This is a genomic window from Streptomyces sp. NPDC002896 (assembly GCF_040295225.1).
Classification (GTDB): Bacteria; Actinomycetota; Actinomycetes; order Streptomycetales; family Streptomycetaceae; genus Streptomyces.
The window spans coordinates 168,722-186,397 of sequence record NZ_JBEOVA010000014.1 but is presented as its reverse complement, the minus strand read 5'-3'; the positions used below and the strand labels follow the sequence as shown (position 1 = coordinate 186,397).

The 17,676-nt window shown below is 70.8% G+C and carries 17 protein-coding genes and 1 tRNA gene; 10 read left to right on the top strand and 8 right to left on the bottom strand.

Features of this window, described 5'->3' with window-relative positions; all coding sequences use genetic code 11:
- The first annotated feature begins 54 nt into the window (after window positions 1-54).
- Complete coding sequence (gene pflA / locus ABT009_RS26445; protein WP_351299751.1) at window positions 55-867, top strand: pyruvate formate-lyase-activating protein; 813 nt, start codon at window positions 55-57, stop codon at window positions 865-867.
- A 31-nt stretch (window positions 868-898) separates the two neighbouring features.
- Window positions 899-1,081 (top strand): hypothetical protein, encoded by a 183-nt coding sequence (locus tag ABT009_RS26440; RefSeq protein WP_351299748.1) that lies wholly within the window; start codon window positions 899-901, stop codon window positions 1,079-1,081.
- Between the two features lie 25 nt (window positions 1,082-1,106).
- On the opposite strand, the gene mscL is transcribed toward ABT009_RS26440, so the two are convergent.
- The 6 genes from mscL to ABT009_RS26410 all read right to left on the bottom strand — a co-directional run bounded on the left by mscL (window position 1,107) and on the right by ABT009_RS26410 (window position 7,223).
- The gene (gene mscL / locus ABT009_RS26435) at window positions 1,107-1,601 is read right to left on the bottom strand and encodes a large conductance mechanosensitive channel protein MscL (protein WP_351299746.1); all 495 of its coding nucleotides are present in this window, start codon (window positions 1,599-1,601) and stop codon (window positions 1,107-1,109) included.
- A 183-nt stretch (window positions 1,602-1,784) separates the two neighbouring features.
- Entirely contained in the window at window positions 1,785-2,504 is a 720-nt protein-coding gene (locus ABT009_RS26430) for a hypothetical protein (RefSeq protein WP_502989956.1), read from the bottom strand.
- Window positions 2,505-2,643: 139 nt separating this feature from the next.
- Entirely contained in the window at window positions 2,644-3,534 is an 891-nt protein-coding gene (locus ABT009_RS26425; RefSeq protein WP_351299743.1) for an S-methyl-5'-thioadenosine phosphorylase, read from the bottom strand.
- 146 nt (window positions 3,535-3,680) lie between these two features.
- On the bottom strand, window positions 3,681-4,004 hold the full coding sequence (locus tag ABT009_RS26420) for an FmdB family zinc ribbon protein (RefSeq protein ID WP_351299740.1): 324 nt from the start codon (window positions 4,002-4,004) through the stop codon (window positions 3,681-3,683).
- A 67-nt stretch (window positions 4,005-4,071) separates the two neighbouring features.
- Entirely contained in the window at window positions 4,072-5,454 is a 1,383-nt protein-coding gene (locus ABT009_RS26415) for an MFS transporter (RefSeq protein WP_351299737.1), read from the bottom strand.
- Window positions 5,455-5,726: 272 nt separating this feature from the next.
- Window positions 5,727-7,223 carry a potassium/proton antiporter gene (locus ABT009_RS26410; RefSeq protein WP_351299869.1) on the bottom strand — a complete coding sequence of 499 codons (1,497 nt, stop codon included), beginning with the start codon at window positions 7,221-7,223 and terminating at the stop codon, window positions 5,727-5,729.
- 268 nt (window positions 7,224-7,491) lie between these two features.
- Here ABT009_RS26410 and ABT009_RS26405 point away from each other — a divergent pair, with 268 nt between their 5' ends.
- Window positions 7,492-10,257 (top strand): penicillin acylase family protein, encoded by a 2,766-nt coding sequence (locus ABT009_RS26405; RefSeq protein WP_351299734.1) that lies wholly within the window; start codon window positions 7,492-7,494, stop codon window positions 10,255-10,257.
- A gap of 72 nt (window positions 10,258-10,329) precedes the next feature.
- On the opposite strand, the gene ABT009_RS26400 is transcribed toward ABT009_RS26405, so the two are convergent.
- Entirely contained in the window at window positions 10,330-10,905 is a 576-nt protein-coding gene (locus tag ABT009_RS26400; protein WP_502989958.1) for a 5-formyltetrahydrofolate cyclo-ligase, read from the bottom strand.
- Between the two features lie 131 nt (window positions 10,906-11,036).
- On the opposite strand from ABT009_RS26400, the gene galU reads away from it, so the two are divergent.
- The 7 genes from galU to ABT009_RS26365 all read left to right on the top strand — a co-directional run bounded on the left by galU (window position 11,037) and on the right by ABT009_RS26365 (window position 17,076).
- Window positions 11,037-11,960: a UTP--glucose-1-phosphate uridylyltransferase GalU gene (gene galU / locus ABT009_RS26395; RefSeq protein WP_351299728.1), complete on the top strand. Its 924-nt coding sequence runs from the start codon at window positions 11,037-11,039 to the stop codon at window positions 11,958-11,960.
- A gap of 4 nt (window positions 11,961-11,964) precedes the next feature.
- Window positions 11,965-13,293: a molybdotransferase-like divisome protein Glp gene (gene glp / locus ABT009_RS26390; RefSeq protein ID WP_351299725.1), complete on the top strand. Its 1,329-nt coding sequence runs from the start codon at window positions 11,965-11,967 to the stop codon at window positions 13,291-13,293.
- Between the two features lie 86 nt (window positions 13,294-13,379).
- Window positions 13,380-13,904, top strand: coding sequence for a cyclic pyranopterin monophosphate synthase MoaC (moaC, locus tag ABT009_RS26385; protein WP_351299723.1), 525 nt, complete (start codon window positions 13,380-13,382; stop codon window positions 13,902-13,904).
- Entirely contained in the window at window positions 13,901-14,494 is a 594-nt protein-coding gene (locus tag ABT009_RS26380; protein ID WP_351299720.1) for a MogA/MoaB family molybdenum cofactor biosynthesis protein, read from the top strand. Before moaC ends, ABT009_RS26380 begins: the two co-directional genes overlap by 4 nt.
- Window positions 14,491-15,126: a GNAT family N-acetyltransferase gene (locus tag ABT009_RS26375; RefSeq protein ID WP_351299866.1), complete on the top strand. Its 636-nt coding sequence runs from the start codon at window positions 14,491-14,493 to the stop codon at window positions 15,124-15,126. The genes ABT009_RS26380 and ABT009_RS26375 overlap by 4 nt, the downstream gene beginning before the upstream one ends.
- Before the next feature lie 198 nt (window positions 15,127-15,324).
- Complete coding sequence (sepX, locus tag ABT009_RS26370) at window positions 15,325-16,857, top strand: divisome protein SepX/GlpR (RefSeq protein ID WP_351299717.1); 1,533 nt, start codon at window positions 15,325-15,327, stop codon at window positions 16,855-16,857.
- Window positions 16,858-17,002: 145 nt separating this feature from the next.
- Window positions 17,003-17,076, top strand: a tRNA-Ala gene (locus tag ABT009_RS26365).
- Window positions 17,077-17,158: 82 nt separating this feature from the next.
- Here the strand turns inward: ABT009_RS26365 and ABT009_RS26360 are convergent.
- The gene (locus ABT009_RS26360; protein WP_351299714.1) at window positions 17,159-17,641 is read right to left on the bottom strand and encodes a GNAT family N-acetyltransferase; all 483 of its coding nucleotides are present in this window, start codon (window positions 17,639-17,641) and stop codon (window positions 17,159-17,161) included.
- Between the last annotated feature and the right edge of the window lie 35 nt (window positions 17,642-17,676).

Sequence of the window (17,676 nt, the reverse complement as noted above, 5' to 3'; positions counted from 1 at the left end):
CCGCTGCAGACCGGCCCGCCGCGGCCCCGGCTTCAGCAATTCGGGAGTACCACCATGACCCTGCTGCTCGGTCAGAACCCGGCGGCGTCCGCCACCTCGACGGCCACCACCCCGGCCGCCGCCGCAACCCGCCGTCCCGTCGAGGGTTCCGTCCACTCCTGGGACCTGTCGACGGGCGTCGACGGCCCCGGCACACGCTTCGTGAGCTTCCTCTCCGGATGCCCGCTGACGTGCCTGTACTGCCAGAACCCCGACACCTGGCGGATCCGCGACGGCAGGCGCACGGGAGCCGACGACATGGTCGCCGAAGCCGCCAAGTACACCTCGTTCATCGCGGCCGCGGGCGGCGGAGCAACCCTCAGCGGGGGCGAGCCCCTGCTGCAGCCCGTCTTTGCGGGCGAACTGCTGCACCGCTTCAAGCACGAACTGGGCCTGCACACCGCCCTCGACACCTCGGGGTTTCTCGGTACACGTGCCACGGACTCCCTGCTGCGCGACGTCGACCTCGTGCTGCTCGACATCAAGTCCTGGGACCGCGAGACGTACAGGAAGGTCACCGGCCGTCCGCTCGAGCCGACGCTTGACTTCGCCCGTCGCCTCGCCCGGCTCGGCAAGGACGTCTGGGTGCGGTTCGTACTGGTCCCCGGCCTGACCGACGACCCGGCGAACGTCGAGGGCGTCGCGGCGTTCGCCGCCTCGCTCGGCAACGTCTCCAGGGTCGACGTGCTGCCCTTCCACAAACTGGGCGAGACCAAGTGGCGGGAACTCGGCAGGGCCTTCCCTCTGCACGACACCCCGTCCCCGACACCGGAGCAGGTGGCGGCGGCCAGGCAGCTCTTCGAAGCACAGGGACTCAGGGCCGTCTGAGGCGCTTCCCGCTCGGACGTACCCTGGATGCATGAGCACGGCCCCCGCCTCCGAACCGCGCGATCCGAAGGACGCGCTGGTCTTCGACGACCCGCTGACGCAGCAGTCCTCGGACGACACCGACCGAGGGTGGGGCGAGAGGCCGGCATCCAGCGGTGACAGCGCCGCCGACCTCGCGCGCTTCCTGGACGAGAAGCCGCCCCACCACCTCTGAACCCGCCGGGCTGCCGCCGCTACCGCTACCGCGTACCCTCCCCGGCACGCTGCGCGACCAGGGCGTCCCGGATCTCCCTCAGCAGCTCGAGCTCGGTCGCCTCGGTCTTCTCCTGGGCACCCTCCCTGGCGGCCTTCCGCTCCGCCACCCTCGCCAGATACTTCGCCATGGGCAGCACCATCAGGAAGTAGACCACCGCTGCGGTGATCAGAAAGCTGAGCGTCGCACTGAGCACCGAGCCCCACATGAGGGGGATGCCGCTCACGACCGTGCCGGTCTTCTCGTCGAAGTCGCATGGCGCCTTCAGACACGAGACGTACTTGTCGAGATCCTTCGTCCCGAACGCGCCGACCACCGGGTTGATGATGCCCTTCACCAACGAGTTCACGATGTTGGTGAACGCGGCGCCGATGACCACCGCGACCGCCAGGTCGATCACATTGCCGCGCATCAGGAAGGCCTTGAAGCCCTCCCAGACGCTCGGCGTCTTCTTCACGCTCACCGCGAGGCCTTTCTTCATATCTGCAGCTTGTGGAGCAATCAGCTCCGCAACCTACGGCAGAAGAGGTCCGGCCTGTCCACTGAGGCTCTCCCGGCGAACGACCTGACGGGGCGGCGTGCGGGCAGCGTGCAGGCGAGGAAAGGACAGGTGAGGCCGAGCGTCCGTGCCGGACCGAAAGCACAGGTGGAGTCCGCGCCGAGATCAGCACAGTGTCACCGCCAGCCGTGATGTCGCCCCTGCCCCGGCCAGCCGTGCCGCCGTGGTCCGTGGCACGGAGAGCACGATGAGGGCACCGCTTTCCGCCGCGCCGTCCCGTGCGGCCTCGGGGACCTTCGTCACCCGCGCACCCCTCGCCACCACGCGCGGCATGGCGCCGCCCGTCGCCGCGCCGTCGGCCGCGACGACGTCGACGCGGTCGCCCGGGCGCAGCAGCCGCACCGTCGCGGCGTCGGCGATACGCACGGGCGCGGCCACCAACTCCACAGCGCGCGGCTCCTTCCGGGGCACGGATGCGGGGAGTGCCTGCGCCGGGTCTGCCTGCGCCCTCTGCACATCACGCGGGCCCGTCGCCACGAGCGCCGCCGCCGTCACGGCGAGACCCGCCGCCACAGCACGCCGTTTGTGCCCTACGAGCCGGCGCAGACGGTGCCGTCCGCCCCGTACCCGCACGGGAGAGAAGTGCGGGACCTCGCACGTCGGCGGAGCGCCCCCGCCCGGCGGATGATTCCCGTTTGAGCGACTTGGTGGTGGCTGCGCGAACGACTCCGGCTGGGGGCGCGAGAGCGACGCGTAACGCGAAGACAGTGACGCCTGACGCGGCGACGGAGACGCGTAACGCGGAGACTGCGACGACAGCTGTGACTGTGAGAGGGACTGCGACACGGTGACCACCACCTGCGGTGAGGAGCTCGGCTTGCGCATCCACGATGCAGCTCCTCGCCGTGGCCCGCTGACGCCCGTGGACTACCGACCGGTTGTGGACAACTCCCACACCCGAACGTGAAGTTCCGCCTCAGCCCACCCGAGCGGCGTGCCCCAGCCTCAGTCAAGCAGCCGCGTCCTACGGCAGCTCGATGCCCGGGTCCAGGCCGCCCAGCGCACGCGTGCACAGGCAGTCCCGCTCCTCGTTCGCCGGCAGGCCGGCCACCGCGTCGAACAGCACCGTCCGCAGCCTGTCCACGTTCGCGGCGAAGACCTTGAGCACCTCCTCGTGCGAGACGCCCTCGCCCGTCTCGGCACCCGCATCGAGGTCGGTGACCAGGGTCAGCGACGTGTAGCAGAGCTCGAGCTCACGGGCCAGTGCGGCCTCGGGGTGGCCTGTCATGCCCACCACCGACCAGCCCTGCGCCGCGTGCCACAGCGACTCGGCACGGGTCGAGAAGCGGGGCCCTTCGACCACCACGAGCGTGCCGCCGTCCACCGGCTCCCAGTCCTGCCCGCGCGCCGCCTTCACCGCGATCCTGCGGCCCACGGGGCAGTACGGGTCGGCCAGCGAGACGTGCACGACGTTCGGCACAGGGCCTCCGCCGGGCAGCGGAAGCCCGTCGAAGTACGTCTGCACGCGCTCCTTCGTACGGTCCACGAACTGGTCCGGGATCAGCAGAGTGCCGGGCCCGTACTCCGCCCGCAGCCCGCCCACCGCGCACGGCCCCAGCACCTGGCGCACGCCCACGGAGCGCAGCGCCCACAGGTTCGCGCGGTAGTTGATCCGGTGCGGCGGAAGGTGGTGGCTGCGGCCGTGGCGGGGGAGGAAGGCGACCCGCCGGCCGGCCAGCACGCCCAGGAAGAGCGAGTCGCTCGGCGCCCCGTAAGGGGTGTCGACCTGCACCTCGGTCACGTCGTCGAGAAAGGAGTAGAAGCCGGAGCCGCCGATGACGCCGATCTCGGCGGAGGGCCTCGCGCCCGCCCCGCCCGTGATCTCTGCGTCTGCCTTGTTAGCCAGGGTCGCCATGGTCAGCACAGTAGCCGGGCCGGGGAAACGCCGAAGACCCTGTCGTCGGAAAACGACAGGGTCTTGTAAGGAAAGCCTTGTGAACGGCCCTGGAGAAGGCGACTGGGAAAGCGCCTCGAAGGCCCTACGTGGCGGCCTCGGCGGCCTTACGCAGCGGAGGAGCTGGAGGAGCCTGCGGAGCTCGACGTGCCGGACGAGGACGTGGAGTCCGACGACGAGGCCTTGGAGTCCGACGACGACGTCTTGGAGTCCGACGACTTCGACGACGAGGCGGGCGAGCTGCTCGAGGACGAGCCGCGGCTGTCGTTGCGGTAGAAGCCCGAGCCCTTGAAGACGATGCCGACCGCGGAGAACACCTTCTTCAGGCGGCCGTCGCAGCTGGGGCACACGGTCAGGGCGTCGTCCGTGAACTTCTGCACCGCCTCGAGGCCCTCGCCGCACTCGGTGCACTGGTACTGATAGGTCGGCACTTGCTTCCTCCTGGCACTCTCACTCGATGAGTGCTAACGACGGTCCATAGTGACGTATTCCCGGGGATCAGTCCACTGTGAGCGGCACGCGGTGACCGACGCCACGCGCCACCGTCCGCCCCTTGGACTGCGGCACGAGGCGTGTACGCAGCGCGACGACGGTCGCCAGGGCCAGTGCCGTACCGGCCAGCGGTACCAGGAATCCGGCGCCGTTCCAGAGGCGGTCCTCGAGCTGCCCGGCGAGCGTGACCGCGGCGGCCTGCCCCAGCGCCACCGCGCCGGTCAGCCAGGTGAAGGCCTCGGTACGCGCGGTGGGCGCCACCAGACGGTCGACGAGTGTGTAGCCGGTGATCAGCGAAGGGGCGATGCACGCGCCGACGAGCAGCCCGAGCGCGGCCAGGAGCAGCACGGAGTGCGCGGTCCACAGTCCGGAGGCCGCCAGCGCCAGCGCCGCGTACCCGACGACGAGCCGCCGGTGAGGGGCCGCCTTCCAGGCGATCGCTCCGCAGACGATTCCGGAGAGCATGTTGCCCGCGGCGAAGACACCGTAGAGGACGCCGTTCAGTCCCGGCTCGCCGATCGACCGGGTGAACGCGGCCAGCGAGACCTGCATGCCGCCGAAGACGGTGCCAATGCCCAGGAAGGCCACGGCCAGCACTCGCACGCCGGGCACCCGGAGGGCGGGCACACGCTCCACGCGCGCGTGCCCGTCACCCACGGCGCCGGACGGCCTCGCGTGCCCGTCACGCACCGCGCCGGACGACCGTAGAGGCGTGCCGCGGGAAGGTCGCGGCTGTGTGCCCGTCTGCGCGGCGAAGAGCAGCCCGCCGCCCAGCGACAGCACCGCCTCCGTCACCAGGCCGGCCGCCGGGTCCACTGCCGTGCACAGTGCGGTCGCGAGCAGGGGCCCGAGGACGAACGTCAGCTCGTCCGTGACGGATTCGAACGCGGCGGCCGTCGTCAGCAGCGGCGAGTCCTGCAGCGTGACGCCCCAGCGGGCCCGCACCATCGGCCCGACCTGCGGTACGGAGGCGCCGGTCGGCACGGCCGCCGCGAACAGCGCCCACAGGGGTGCATGCGACAACGCCAGCACCGTCAGCGTCAGTGCGGCCGCCGCGTGCACCAGGACGCCGGGCAGCAGCACCGCTCGCTGTCCGAACCGGTCGGCGCAGGTGCCGGTGAAGGGCGCGAACAGCGCCATCGAGACGCCCGTGACGGCGGCGACGGCACCCGCGGCACCGTAGGAGCCGGTGGTGTGGTGCACCAGCAGCACGATCGAGACGGTCAGCATCGCGAACGGCTGGCGCGCGGCGAACCCGGGGAGCAGGAACGTCCAGGCGCCACGCGTGCGCAGCAGCTGTCCGTAACCCGGGCGGGATGTCCCAGGGCGGGATGCCCCAGGCTGGGAGGGTCCAGGGCGGGACGACTTCGAGGTGACCGTGGATGCCACGGCCCGTGCCTTTCTGCCGCCTGGTAGCGCGCCCGTGCGGGGGGCGCCGAGAGCTGTCCTCTTGCGCTGGACTGCGGTAGATACCGGGCGGTCCCCTGTGGGGGGTGCCACGGCCGCCATACGGTCGCGCCAGCTCTGCGTCAGGCAGAGTTGGTCCGATCAGGTCGCCTCATCGTACAGGGACAGCTCCCACGCTCAGCCTGCGAATCCGAGCAGCCGCAGCCCGTTCACCTGCGATTGCCGTACCGTTCGTCGGCCACGACCGCCGGACCTCACGGATTCCCGCCCGTCCCCAGCCACCCGGCCAGCTTGCCGCCCTGCCCCACCGCACGCAGACGCGCCTCGGCGGCGTCCCGCACCGGATCGGTGGCCACCACGAGCAGTTCGTCGCCGCGCCGCAGCACGGTGGTCGGAAGGGGCACGAACGACTTCCCGTCGCGGACCACGAGGGTGACCGCGGCGCCCGCCGGCAGCCGTAGTTCGCTCACCTCGACGCCGTGCATCTTGGATCCCTTCGGGATCGCCACGGACAGCAGATGTCCGCTCAGCCGCTCCAGGGGCGCGGACTCGATGCCGAGGTCGGAGGCCTCGGCGGTCTCGGCGAGGCGCAGCTTCCGGGCCAGCCAGGGCAGTGTCGGCCCCTGGACGAGGGTGTAGACGACGACCAGTACGAAGACGATGTTGAAGATCCGGCGGCTGTGCTCGACGTCGAACACCATCGGGATGGTGGCGAGGATGATGGGCACGGCGCCGCGCAGACCGGCCCACGACATGAGCGCCTGCTCCCGCCACGGCATCCGGAACGGCAGCAGGCTGACCACCACCGACAGCGGCCGCGCCACCATGGTCAGCACCAGGCCGATGACGACGGCGGGCAACACGTCGTCCTCCAGGTCGTGCGGCGTGACGAGCAGGCCGAGCAGGACGAACATGCCGATCTGGGCGATCCAGCCGACGCCCTCGGCGAAGCCGCGCGTGGCCGGCCAGTGCGGCAGCCGGGCGTTGCCGAGCACCATCGCGGCGAGGTACACCGCGAGGAAGCCGCTGCCGTGCGCGAGCGCCCCGGCCGCGTAGGCGCTGACCGCGATCGCCATGACCGCGATGGGGTAGAGGCCGGAGGCGGGCAGCGCCACGTGCCGCAGGCCGAAGGCGCCGAGCCACCCCACAGCGAGGCCGATCGCCGCGCCGATCGCCAGCTCCAGGGCGATCTCGCCGACGAGCATGTACCAGTGCTCCACCGGGCCGGCCGTGGAGAACGCCACGACGAGGATCACCACAGGGGCGTCGTTGAAGCCCGACTCGGCCTCGAGCGTGCCCGCCACGCGCGCGGGGAGGGGCACTTTCCGCAGCACCGAGAACACCGCTGCCGCGTCCGTCGAGGACACCACCGCACCGATGATGAGCGACTGCCGCCATTCCAGCCCGATCAGATAGTGCGCGCCCGCCGCCGTGACGCCGACGCTCACCGCGACGCCGACGGTCGCCAGCGCAGCGGCGGCCGGAAGTGCCGGTTTGATCTCTTTCCACTTCGTGCCCAGGCCGCCCTCGGCGAGGATCACGACGAGCGCGGCATAGCCGATCACCTGGGTCAGCTGGGCGTTGTTGAAGGAGATATGGGCGATGCCGTCCTGCCCCATGGCGATGCCTATCCCCAGGTAAATGAGCAGGCTGGGGAGTCCGCTGCGCGAGGAGATACGGACCGCTGCCACGGCGACGAGCAGAACGAGCGAGCAGACGAGCAGGAGCTGGTTGAGGTGGTGGACAGTCAGCGGCCGTTCCTTCCCCTGATGGAGCCATGTGCTCTTGTACCGGCAGCAAGCGCTTTGGCGCGAGAAACCGGGTTACTTCGTTACTTTACCTAATCGTTAACGCTTTCTTGACGCCTTGAAGGTGTTCTTCGAACGTATGTCAACAACGGGTGGCCTCCGCTTCATGACCTTGCGTCCGGAGCGGAAGTGTCCTGCGCCTATGGTTGCTCCAGCGCTCACACATCCGCACAGCCCGTTCTGCCGCTCGCGAAGGACAGCAAGGACAGCGATGCCCTCGAATCACACCGCCTCTTCCGGTCAGGAACCCGGCAAGTCCGGCAGGAAGAAGGGGCGCCGCGCCCGATTGATCGTGATCGTCCTCGTTCTTGCCGTCGTCGCGGGCGTGAGCTGCGGCGCGTACTGGAGCGTCAGCACGGTGCGCGCATCCCTCCCGCAGACCAAGGGGTCGATCAAGCTCGACGGGCTCTCCGGACCGGTCGACGTGAAGCGCGACAGCTACGGGATCCCGCAGGTCTACGCCTCGTCCGACGAGGACCTCTTCATGGCCCAGGGCTATGTGCAGGCGCAGGACCGGTTCTGGGAGATGGACGTACGCCGCCACATGACCTCCGGCCGGCTGTCGGAGATGTTCGGCAAGAGCGAGGTCAAGACCGACGAGTTCCTGCGCACACTCGGCTGGCGCCGGGTGGCGGAGGAGGAGTACAAGACCAAGCTCTCGGCGGCGACCAAGAAGTACCTTCAGGCGTACGCCAAGGGCGTCAACGCCTACCTCGAGGGCAAGGACGGCAAGGACCTCTCCGTCGAATACGCGGCGCTCGGCCTCACCAACGACTACAAGCCGGAGAAGTGGTCGCCCGTCGACTCGGTGGCCTGGCTCAAGGCGATGGCCTGGGACCTGCGCGGCAACATGCAGGACGAGATCGACCGCTCGCTGATGACCAGCCGCCTCGGCCCGTCCCAGATCAAGGACCTGTACCCCGCGTACCCGTACTCGCGCAACGAGCCGATCGTGCAGGAGGGCGCGTACGACAGCGCCACCAAGACGTACGGGCCGACGAGCTCGGCGAGCACGCAGACGCAGACGCAGTCCGGCACCACCGCCGGCACGGGCCTCGCGGGCAACACCACGGCGCCGTCGGGGCTGCAGAGCCAGCTGTCGGCGGTCTCCGACGTCCTGGACGAGGTGCCGTCGGTCTTCGGGCCGAACGGCAACGGCATCGGTTCCAACTCCTGGGTGGTCTCGGGCGCCCACACCATCACCGGCAAGCCGCTGCTCGCCAACGACCCGCACCTGGCGCCGCAGCTGCCGTCGGTCTGGTACCAGATGGGCCTGCACTGCCGCAGCATCTCCGAGACCTGCCAGTACGACGTCTCCGGCTACACGTTCTCCGGCATGCCCGGCGTGGTCATCGGCCACAACCAGGACATCGCGTGGGGGATGACCAACCTGGGCGCGGACGTCACCGACCTGTACCTGGAGAAGTTCGCCGGCGACGGCTACCAGTACGACGGCAAGGTGCTGCCCTTCAAGACCCGCAAGGAGACCATCAAGGTCGCGGGCGGCGCCAGCAAGACGATCACCGTCCGGGAGACCAACAACGGGCCGCTGCTGTCCGACCGCGACGACGAGCTGGTCAAGGTCGGCCAGAAGGCCACCGTCGACTCGGCGGCACCCGACCGCGGCGACGGCTACGGCGTCTCGCTGCGCTGGACCGCGCTGACGCCCGGCAAGTCCATGGACGCCGTCTTCGAGCTGAACAAGGCCGAGAACTGGACCCAGTTCCGCAAGGCCGCCGCCGACTTCGAGGTGCCCTCGCAGAACCTCATCTACGCCGACACCGCGGGCAACATCGGCTACCAGGCGCCCGGCAAGATCCCGGTGCGCGGCGCCGGCGACGGCTCACTGCCCGCCCCGGGCTGGGACTCCAAGTACGGCTGGAAGGGCTACATCCCGCAGTCCGCCCTGCCGTACGAGTACAACCCGAAGCGCGGCTACATCGTGACCGCCAACCAGGCCGTCATAAACCCGGACAAGTACCCGTACGCGCTCACGACGGACTGGGGCTACGGCGCACGCAGCCAGCGGATCAACGACCTCATCCAGTCGAAGATCAAGAACGGCGGCAAGATCTCCACCGAGGACATGCGCCAGATGCAGATGGACGACAGCAGCGAGATCGCCAGGCTGCTCGTGCCCAAGCTGCTCAAGATCGACGTCTCCGACCCGTACGTCCGCCAGGCGCAGAAGCTGCTGGAGGGCTGGGACTACACCCAGGACGCGGACTCGGCGGCGGCCGCGTACTTCAACGCGGTCTGGCGCAACATCCTCAAGCTCGCCTTCGGCAACAAGCTCCCCAAGGAGCTGCGCGTCGAGGGCCAGTGCCTGAGCGTCGAGCCGGCGGACAACACCGGCCCGGTCGACGAGGAGCGCAAGGTGCGCGAGTGCGGTGAGCGCGACGCGGACTCGGCGCAGCCCGACGGCGGCGACCGCTGGTACGAGGTGGTCCGCAAGATCCTCGAGGACGAGGACAACGACTGGTGGACGGCGCCGAAGACGCGGACCGAGCCGGCGGCCACGGACCGCGACGAGCTGTTCGCGCGGGCCCTGCAGGACGCCCGCTGGGAGCTGACCGCCAAGCTCGGCAAGGACATCGACACCTGGAGCTGGGGCCGCCTGCACCGGCTGTTCCTGAAGAACCAGACGCTGGGCACCGAGGGCCCGGGCTTCCTGCAGTACATGCTCAACCGCGGCCCGTGGAAGCTCAGCGGCGGCGAGGCCGCGGTCGACGCGACCGGCTGGAACGCGGCGGGCGGCTACGGAGTGATCTGGGTGCCGTCGATGCGGATGGTGGTGAACCTCGAGGACCTCGACAAGTCCAAGTGGATCAACCTCACCGGCGCCTCGGGACACGCCTACAGCGCGCACTACACCGATCAGACGGACAAGTGGGCCAACGGTGAACTCCTGCCGTGGGCCTACTCGGAGAAGGCGGTCGACGCCGCCACGCAGGACACCCTGGTGCTGCGTCCCTGATCGTCCGGCTCTCGCCGAAAGTGGCCCCGCACGCGTGCGTGCGGGGCCACTTCGCATACCGAGGGGCCGGGATCAGCGGAAGCGGCGCACTCCCGAAGGCGTCACCACCGCATGCACCGGCCGGTCGTGCGGCTCCTCGGGGACGCGCTCGACGACCTCGCTGTCGTACAGCAGCACCACCAGTGCCGGATCCGCGCCCGCCCGCTCCAGGCGGCCGAGCACCCGGTCGTACGAGCCTCCGCCCCGTCCCAGCCGCATTCCGCGTGCGTCCACAGCGAGCCCCGGCAGCAGGACCGCGTCTGCCTCCAGGACGGCGTCCGGTCCGAGCCGCGCGCCCGCCGGCTCAAGGAGTTCGATCTTCCCCGGGTGCCGGACGCCGACGAGCGAGCCCTGGCCCTCGTACACCGCCCAGTCGAGGTCGTTGTCGGCCAGCAGCACCGGCAGCAGGACGCGCACCCCGCGTGCGTGGAGTGCGTCCAGCAACGCGCGCGTGCCGGGCTCGCTGCCCACCGAGACGTAGGCCGCGACCGTGCGGGCCCCGGAGAGTTCCGGCAGCTCCAGTGCCCGGCCGGCGAGAGCCGCTGCCGTTTCGCGCACGTCATCCGCTGTCAACCGGCTTCTCACCGCGAGGAATCCCTGCCGCAACATTCGCTTGCCAGGCTCGGGTCCGCCCTTGGCGTGTCTCATGGTGTTCTCATAACTCCTCATAATTGGCTCATATGAGAGCGAATTAACCGGACCCACAGATTCCGCACAATGGCACCGGATAAGGTTCTGGCATGACTCAGTCGTCGCACCCCAGGATCAGTAAGGCTGTCATTCCCGCAGCAGGCCTCGGCACCCGGTTCCTGCCGGCCACCAAGGCCACTCCCAAGGAGATGCTGCCGGTCGTCGACAAGCCGGCGATCCAGTACGTGGTCGAGGAAGCCGTGTCCGCCGGCCTCGACGACGTCCTCATGGTCACGGGCCGCAACAAGCGCCCCCTGGAGGACCACTTCGACCGCAATTACGAGCTGGAATCCGCCCTGGAGAAGAAGGGCGACGCCAACCGGCTCGCGAAGGTCCAGGAGTCCAGCGACCTCGCGACGATGCACTACGTACGCCAGGGCGACCCCAAGGGGCTCGGCCACGCCATCCTGTGCGCCGCGCCGCACGTCGGCCATGAGCCCTTCGCCGTCCTCCTCGGCGACGACCTGATCGACCCGCGCGACCCCCTGCTCGCCCGCATGATCGAGGTCCAGGAGCAGCGCGGCGGCAGCGTCATCGCGCTCATGGAGGTCGACCCGGCCCAGATCCACCTCTACGGCTGCGCGGCCGTGGAACCCACCGAGGACAGCGACGTCGTCGAGATCACCGGCCTGGTCGAGAAGCCCGACGCCGCGGACGCCCCCAGCAACTACGCGATCATCGGACGCTACGTTCTGGACCCGCACATCTTCGACATACTCCGCAAGACCGAGCCGGGCCGCGGCGGCGAGATCCAGATCACCGACGCCCTGCAGAAGCTGGCCGAGGAACACCGGTCGACCGGCGAGGGCGGCGCCGGCGGCCCCGTGCACGGCGTGGTCTTCAAGGGCCGCCGCTATGACACCGGCGATCGCGGCGACTACCTGCGTGCCATTGTCAGACTCGCGTGCGAACGTGAAGACCTGGGCCCGGAGTTCCGGACCTGGCTTCGCCGTTACGTCACCGAGGAGATGTAGCAATTTGAGCAACGCCGCGACCCGCGTCACCGGCCAGGACCACATCTGGTCGGTGACCGAGCACCTGGAGGACATCCTCGCAACCGTCCGGCCCCTGGAGCCCATCGAGCTGCACCTGCTCGACGCCCAGGGCTGCGTCCTCGTCGAGGACGTCACGGTGCCGGTGTCCCTGCCGCCCTTCGACAACAGCTCGATGGACGGGTACGCGGTCCGGGTCGCCGACGTGTCGGGTGCGAGCGAGGAGTTTCCCGCCGTGCTGACGGTCGTCGGCGACGTCGCAGCGGGCCAGGCCGCGCAGGCCGCGGTCGGGCCCGGCCAGGCCGCCCGCATCATGACCGGCGCCCCGATGCCACCCGGCGCCGAGGCCGTCGTCCCGGTCGAATGGACCGACGGCGGACTGGGCGCGGGCCCCGTCTCCGGCATGCGCGCCCACAGCGCGGCCCCGGAGGGCGCCTACGGCCGGGTCCATGTGTACCGCCCGGCCGAGGCACGCGCGCACGTGCGCGCGAAGGGCAGCGACGTGAAGGCCGGCGAGCGCGCGCTGGAGGCCGGCACGATCCTCGGCCCGCCGCAGATCGCCCTGCTCGCCGCCATCGGCCGCGGCACCGTCCGGGTACGCCCGCGCCCGCGCGTAGTCGTCCTGTCCACCGGCAGCGAACTCGTCCAGCCCGGCGAGGAATTGGACGACGGCCAGATCTACGACTCCAACAGCTTCGCGCTCACCGCGGCCGCCCGCGACGCCGGAGCGATCGCCTACCGCGTCGGCGCAGTGGCCGACGACGCCGACACCCTGCGCGCCACCATCGAGGACCAGCTGATCCGCGCCGACCTGATCGTCACGACGGGCGGCGTCAGCGTCGGAGCGTACGACGTCGTCAAGGAGGCCCTCTCGTACGTCGGTGACGAGGACGAGGCCGGCAGCGGCATCGAGTTCCGCAAGCTCGCCATGCAGCCCGGAAAGCCCCAGGGCTTCGGCTCCATCGGCCCCGACCACACCCCGCTGCTCGCCCTGCCCGGCAACCCTGTCTCGTCGTACGTCTCCTTCGAGCTGTTCGTACGCCCCGCGATCCGCACCCTGATGGGTCTCGCGGACGTCCACCGGCCGACCGCGCGGGCGGCCCTGGAGGCGGACAAGGCGCTCTCCTCGCCCCCGGCCAGGCGCCAGTTCCTGCGCGGGCGCTACGACGCGGAGGCGGGCACCGTCACGCCCGTCGGAGGCGCGGGCTCGCATCTCATCGCAGCCCTCGCGCACGCGGACGCGCTGATCGTCGTCCCCGAGGACACCACTTCGGTCGAACCGGGCGCGGAGGTCGAAGTGGTCCTGCTGGACTGAGCATCGGCCAGTCGGGCGGGGGTAACCTGTCGCGCACACCAGGCCCGCGCGCACGGCGTCGGCCCTGACCAGGAGCGCGACAGCGAATGACCGTGTTTTCCCGGGGGGAGACCCCCGGACCTCCGGAGCCGGAACGGCTGACGCACATCGACGACGCAGGCGCCGCCCGCATGGTCGACGTATCCGAGAAGGACGTGACGGCGCGTACCGCTCGCGCCAGCGGCCGCGTTCTCGTCGCGCCCCGCGTGGTCGAGCTGCTGCGCGGCGAGGGGGTGCCCAAGGGTGATGCCCTCGCGACCGCCCGTATCGCGGGGATCATGGGCGCCAAGCGCACCCCGGACCTGATCCCGCTGTGCCACCCGCTGGCAGTCTCGGGCGTGAAGGTGGAGCTGTCGGTCGCCGACGACGCCGTGGAGATCACCGCCACGGTGAAGACGACGGACCGCACGGGCGTCGAGATGGAGGCCCTCACCGCCGTCACTGTCGCGGCCCTCACGGTGATCGACATGGTCAAGGCCGTGGACAAGGGCGCCGTCATCACGGACGTACGGGTCGAGGAGAAGACGGGCGGGAAGTCGGGGGACTGGAGCAGGGCGGGAGGCGCGGCATGAGCGCCGCCGACTCGCACTCGCCCTCGTACTCCCATGCGCATGCGCACGGCGATGCGTCGGCACCGCGTCGCGGTCTCGTCGTCACCGCGTCGAACCGCGCGGCGGCCGGGGTCTACGCCGACAAGGGCGGGCCGTTGATCGCCGAGGCGCTGACGGCGCTCGGCTTCGCCGTCGACGGCCCCCAGGTGGTCCCCGACGGCGACCCCGTCGAGCAGGCGCTGCGGGCGGGGGTCGAGGCCGGGTACGACGTCATCCTCACCACCGGCGGCACCGGCATCTCGCCCACCGACCGCACGCCGGAGGCCACCCGGCGCGTCATCGACTACGAGGTGCCGGGCATTCCCGAGGCCATTCGCGCGTTCGGACAGGTGAAGGTGCCCACGGCGGTGCTCTCCCGGGGGCTTGCCGGGGTCGGCGGGCGGACGCTGATCGTCAACCTCCCCGGCTCCACCGGCGGCGTCCGCGACGGACTGGCCGTACTGGAGCCCCTCCTGGTGCACGCCGTCGACCAGATCCGCGGCGGCGACCACCCCAGACCCTCCCCCAGTGCCTCAAGGGCCTGGGAGGTACCCCCAGGGGGTGCGAGCTGAACAGCCCATCCTGGCCCGTCGAGCTCAGGGACGGCGACGTCGCTCTCCGCCCCATAAAGCTGCGCGACCAACGGACATGGCGCGAGGTCAACCGGCGCAACCGGGACTGGCTGCGTCCCTGGGAGGCGACCATTCCGCCGCCCACGCCCAGCGGCCCCGTGGCACATCGCCCGACCTACCGTCAGATGGTGCGCCATCTGCGCGCCGAGGCCGGTGCGGGCCGGATGCTGCCCTTCGTCATCGAGTACCAGGGCCGTCTCGTCGGACAGCTGACGGTCGCCGGCATCACGTGGGGCTCGATGTGCTCGGGCCATATCGGCTACTGGGTCGACGAGGCGGTCGCGGGCCGCGGGGTGATGCCGACGGCCGTGGCGCTGGCCGTCGACCACTGCTTCCGCACGGTCGGGCTGCACCGCATCGAAGTCTGCATTCGCCCGGAGAACGGGCCCAGCCGACGGGTCGTGGAGAAACTCGGATTCCGCGAGGAGGGACTGCGTCCACGCTATCTTCACATCGACGGTGCCTGGCGTGATCATCTCGTCTTCGCGCTCACTGCCGAGGAAGTGCCGGAGGGGTTGCTCCGCCGCTGGCACCAGGCGCGTTCCAGGAACAGCGGGCAGAACACCGCCTGAGATGCCGCTCGGCGATGCGAAATAAAATAAGTGTTCGAAAATGATCGGCAGTCGATCGCCTAGGCCATTAAATTTCCCGCTGCCGTGGCGCTGCTGATCGCATGAGTCGCAAAAAAAGCTCGGAATATCAGCCAGATCGTGCGACACACCGGCGGAATTGGCAGATGGCCTCACGCAAACCCCTCTACGGTGTGAGGCGTGAGCAGCAGCGGCCTCATCTACGCAGTCATCGTCGGGGCCTGGGCCGCCTACTTGGTGCCGATGTGGCTCCGTAGGCAGGACGAGCTGAACGAAGCCCGTCCGACGGAACGCTTCAGCACCGCCATCCGGCTGCTGTCCGGACGAGCGGGGATGGAGCGCCGATACGCCAAGGACCTGGAAGCGCGCTCGGCCGGAGAGGCTGAGCCGCGCGTCGACCCGGACGGCGTCACCGACTCGGTGGACGTCCGGGCATTCGCCGTGTCTCCGTCCTCTCCGTCGTCTCCGTCCTCTCCGTCGTCGTCTCCGTCGCGCAAGGACGTGCCCAGGGCACGCAGGGAGACGCGCGACGCGGCCGGCACCGCACGGCGCGACGAGGGCCGGGACGCGGGGCTGCGCGACGGCCGGGGTGTACGACGAGACGCCCGCGGGGACGCGCAGCGGGAGGCCCGCGGGGGCGCGGTGCGTCCCGACGCGGGAGGCCCCTCCAAGGGTCGCTCCAAGGTGCACGCCGAGGCCCGGACCCAGCCGCCCAAGGTGCACGCACACGCCCAGCCCGCGGACCGCCCGCCCGCCAGGCACGCGCCCCGGCAGCAGCCGTCGGCCGCACGCCGCGCCGCCGCGCGGGACGCCGACACGCGTGCCCGGCGTACGAAGGTGCTCGCGCGCCGACGCCGCACGACGGTGGTCCTGTTCCTCGCCTTCACGCTCGGTGCGATCGTCGCCGCGGTCGGAGGACTCGCGTTCCTGTGGGCGCCCGCGGTACCGGCCCTGCTGCTCAGCGGCTACATCGCGTACCTGCGTTCCCAGGAGCGGCGCCGCTTCGCGTACGTCATGGACCGGCGCCGGGCCGAGGCCGCGGCGCAGAGCCTGCGTGAGCGGGCGCGGCAGCCGCGTCGCCGGCCGTCCGCCGACGGGCCGGCCGGCGACGAAACGGAGGAGGAATCGGCGCCCGCCGCCGGCGCCGACCTCTCGTCACTCGCCGCCGACCGCCGCGCCATCGTCGAGCAGACCGACCACGCGGAGTGGCTCGACCAGCAGCGCGAGCGGCCGGGCGGCCCGGGCCACGGCGACAGCTGGGAGCCCGTGCCCGTGCCGCTGCCGACGTATGTGACCGCGCCGGTCGCCCCGCGCGCCACCGGCGGTGTCGACCTGGGCGCGCCCGACGTGTGGAGTTCCGCGCGGTCGAGCGCGGCGGAGCCGACGACGGGCGCCGCCGACCACTCCGGCCGGTCGGATGGCGCTGACCGTTCCGCCCGGGTGCCGGGCCCCGCGTCCGGCGCGGACCGCGATCACGGTGCCGCGGCGGGATCGGACCCGGCGGGGAGCGTCGGCTCAGGCGCGCAGGAGCACACCGAGGCAGGCTCGGCGACGGAGGGGCAGGACGGCGGGGCAGCCCCGCAGGACGCTGCCCCGGGTGACCGGAGCGACGCCCGCCGTGCGGCGTCCGCGCGGCGTTCCCGCGAGCGCGGCCGCACCCCGCTGTTCGATCAGTACGCGGACGGGGACCGGCCCAGGGCCGCCAACGAGTGAGACGCGGCCGCGCAGGAGCGGGCCGTCCGGGACGGTCCAGGGCCCGGCCTGGCTCGGTCAGGGCCCGGCAGCCCCCTCGGCTGACCAGCCAGGGAACGGATTTCCAAGCACCCGGACCGGGATGCTAGAGTTTCACTCGTTGCAAGGGCCTGTGGCGCAGTCCGGTAGCGCACCTCGTTCGCATCGAGGGGGCCAGGGGTTCAAATCCCCTCAGGTCCACTGCAATTCAGAACCCCGTCGGATCCGTCCGACGGGGTTCTTGCGTGTGTGGCCGACGGGTGCCGGCCGCGAGCGCAGCGCGTCAGACCGTGAGCGGCTTGGCGAAGCAGCGGCTCAGCTCGTCGAAGCGGTAGTGGCCGAACTTGGAGCAGGGCTCGTAGCCACTCGACGTGTACAGGCCGATCGCCTCCGGCTGCTTCGTGCCGGTCTCCAGGACCATGCGGACGCGGCCCGCCGCGCGCGCATCGTCCTCCAGGGCGGCGAGTATGCGGCGGGCTAGGCCCAGGCCGCGGGCCTCGGGGGCGACGTACATGCGCTTGAGTTCGGCGTCGCCGTCCGAGTAGCCCTCGTCGTTCAGGTCCTGGGCGCGCCAGCCGCCGGTCGCGAGCGGGGTGCCGTACTCGTCGTAAGCAATGAGGTACAGGCCCTTCGGCGGCTCGAACATCGTGGCGTCGAGCGGTGTGACGTCGCCCTCGTCCTGGTAGCGCTCGGCGTACTCGAGCTGGACGCGGTCGTTGAGCTTGACGGCGTCGGGGTGGTCGAAGGAGACTCGGCGGATATTCATGCGGAGCATGGTACATCTATGCGTCGCCCGGTGTG

What these genes read in the sequence shown, in the direction of transcription:
- ABT009_RS26430 (WP_502989956.1), bottom strand. Translation starts at nt 2,504, where the DNA reads ATGCGCAAGCCGAGCTCCTCACCGCAGGTGGTGGTCACCGTGTCGCAG.
- pflA (WP_351299751.1), top strand. Translation starts at nt 55, where the DNA reads ATGACCCTGCTGCTCGGTCAGAACCCGGCGGCGTCCGCCACCTCGACG.
- ABT009_RS26360 (WP_351299714.1), bottom strand. Translation starts at nt 17,641, where the DNA reads ATGAATATCCGCCGAGTCTCCTTCGACCACCCCGACGCCGTCAAGCTC.
- moaC (WP_351299723.1), top strand. Translation starts at nt 13,380, where the DNA reads ATGACCGTGTTTTCCCGGGGGGAGACCCCCGGACCTCCGGAGCCGGAA.
- ABT009_RS26380 (WP_351299720.1), top strand. Translation starts at nt 13,901, where the DNA reads ATGAGCGCCGCCGACTCGCACTCGCCCTCGTACTCCCATGCGCATGCG.
- mscL (WP_351299746.1), bottom strand. Translation starts at nt 1,601, where the DNA reads ATGAAGAAAGGCCTCGCGGTGAGCGTGAAGAAGACGCCGAGCGTCTGG.
- galU (WP_351299728.1), top strand. Translation starts at nt 11,037, where the DNA reads ATGACTCAGTCGTCGCACCCCAGGATCAGTAAGGCTGTCATTCCCGCA.
- ABT009_RS26400 (WP_502989958.1), bottom strand. Translation starts at nt 10,905, where the DNA reads ATGTTGCGGCAGGGATTCCTCGCGGTGAGAAGCCGGTTGACAGCGGAT.
- ABT009_RS26425 (WP_351299743.1), bottom strand. Translation starts at nt 3,534, where the DNA reads ATGGCGACCCTGGCTAACAAGGCAGACGCAGAGATCACGGGCGGGGCG.
- ABT009_RS26440 (WP_351299748.1), top strand. Translation starts at nt 899, where the DNA reads ATGAGCACGGCCCCCGCCTCCGAACCGCGCGATCCGAAGGACGCGCTG.
- ABT009_RS26405 (WP_351299734.1), top strand. Translation starts at nt 7,492, where the DNA reads ATGCCCTCGAATCACACCGCCTCTTCCGGTCAGGAACCCGGCAAGTCC.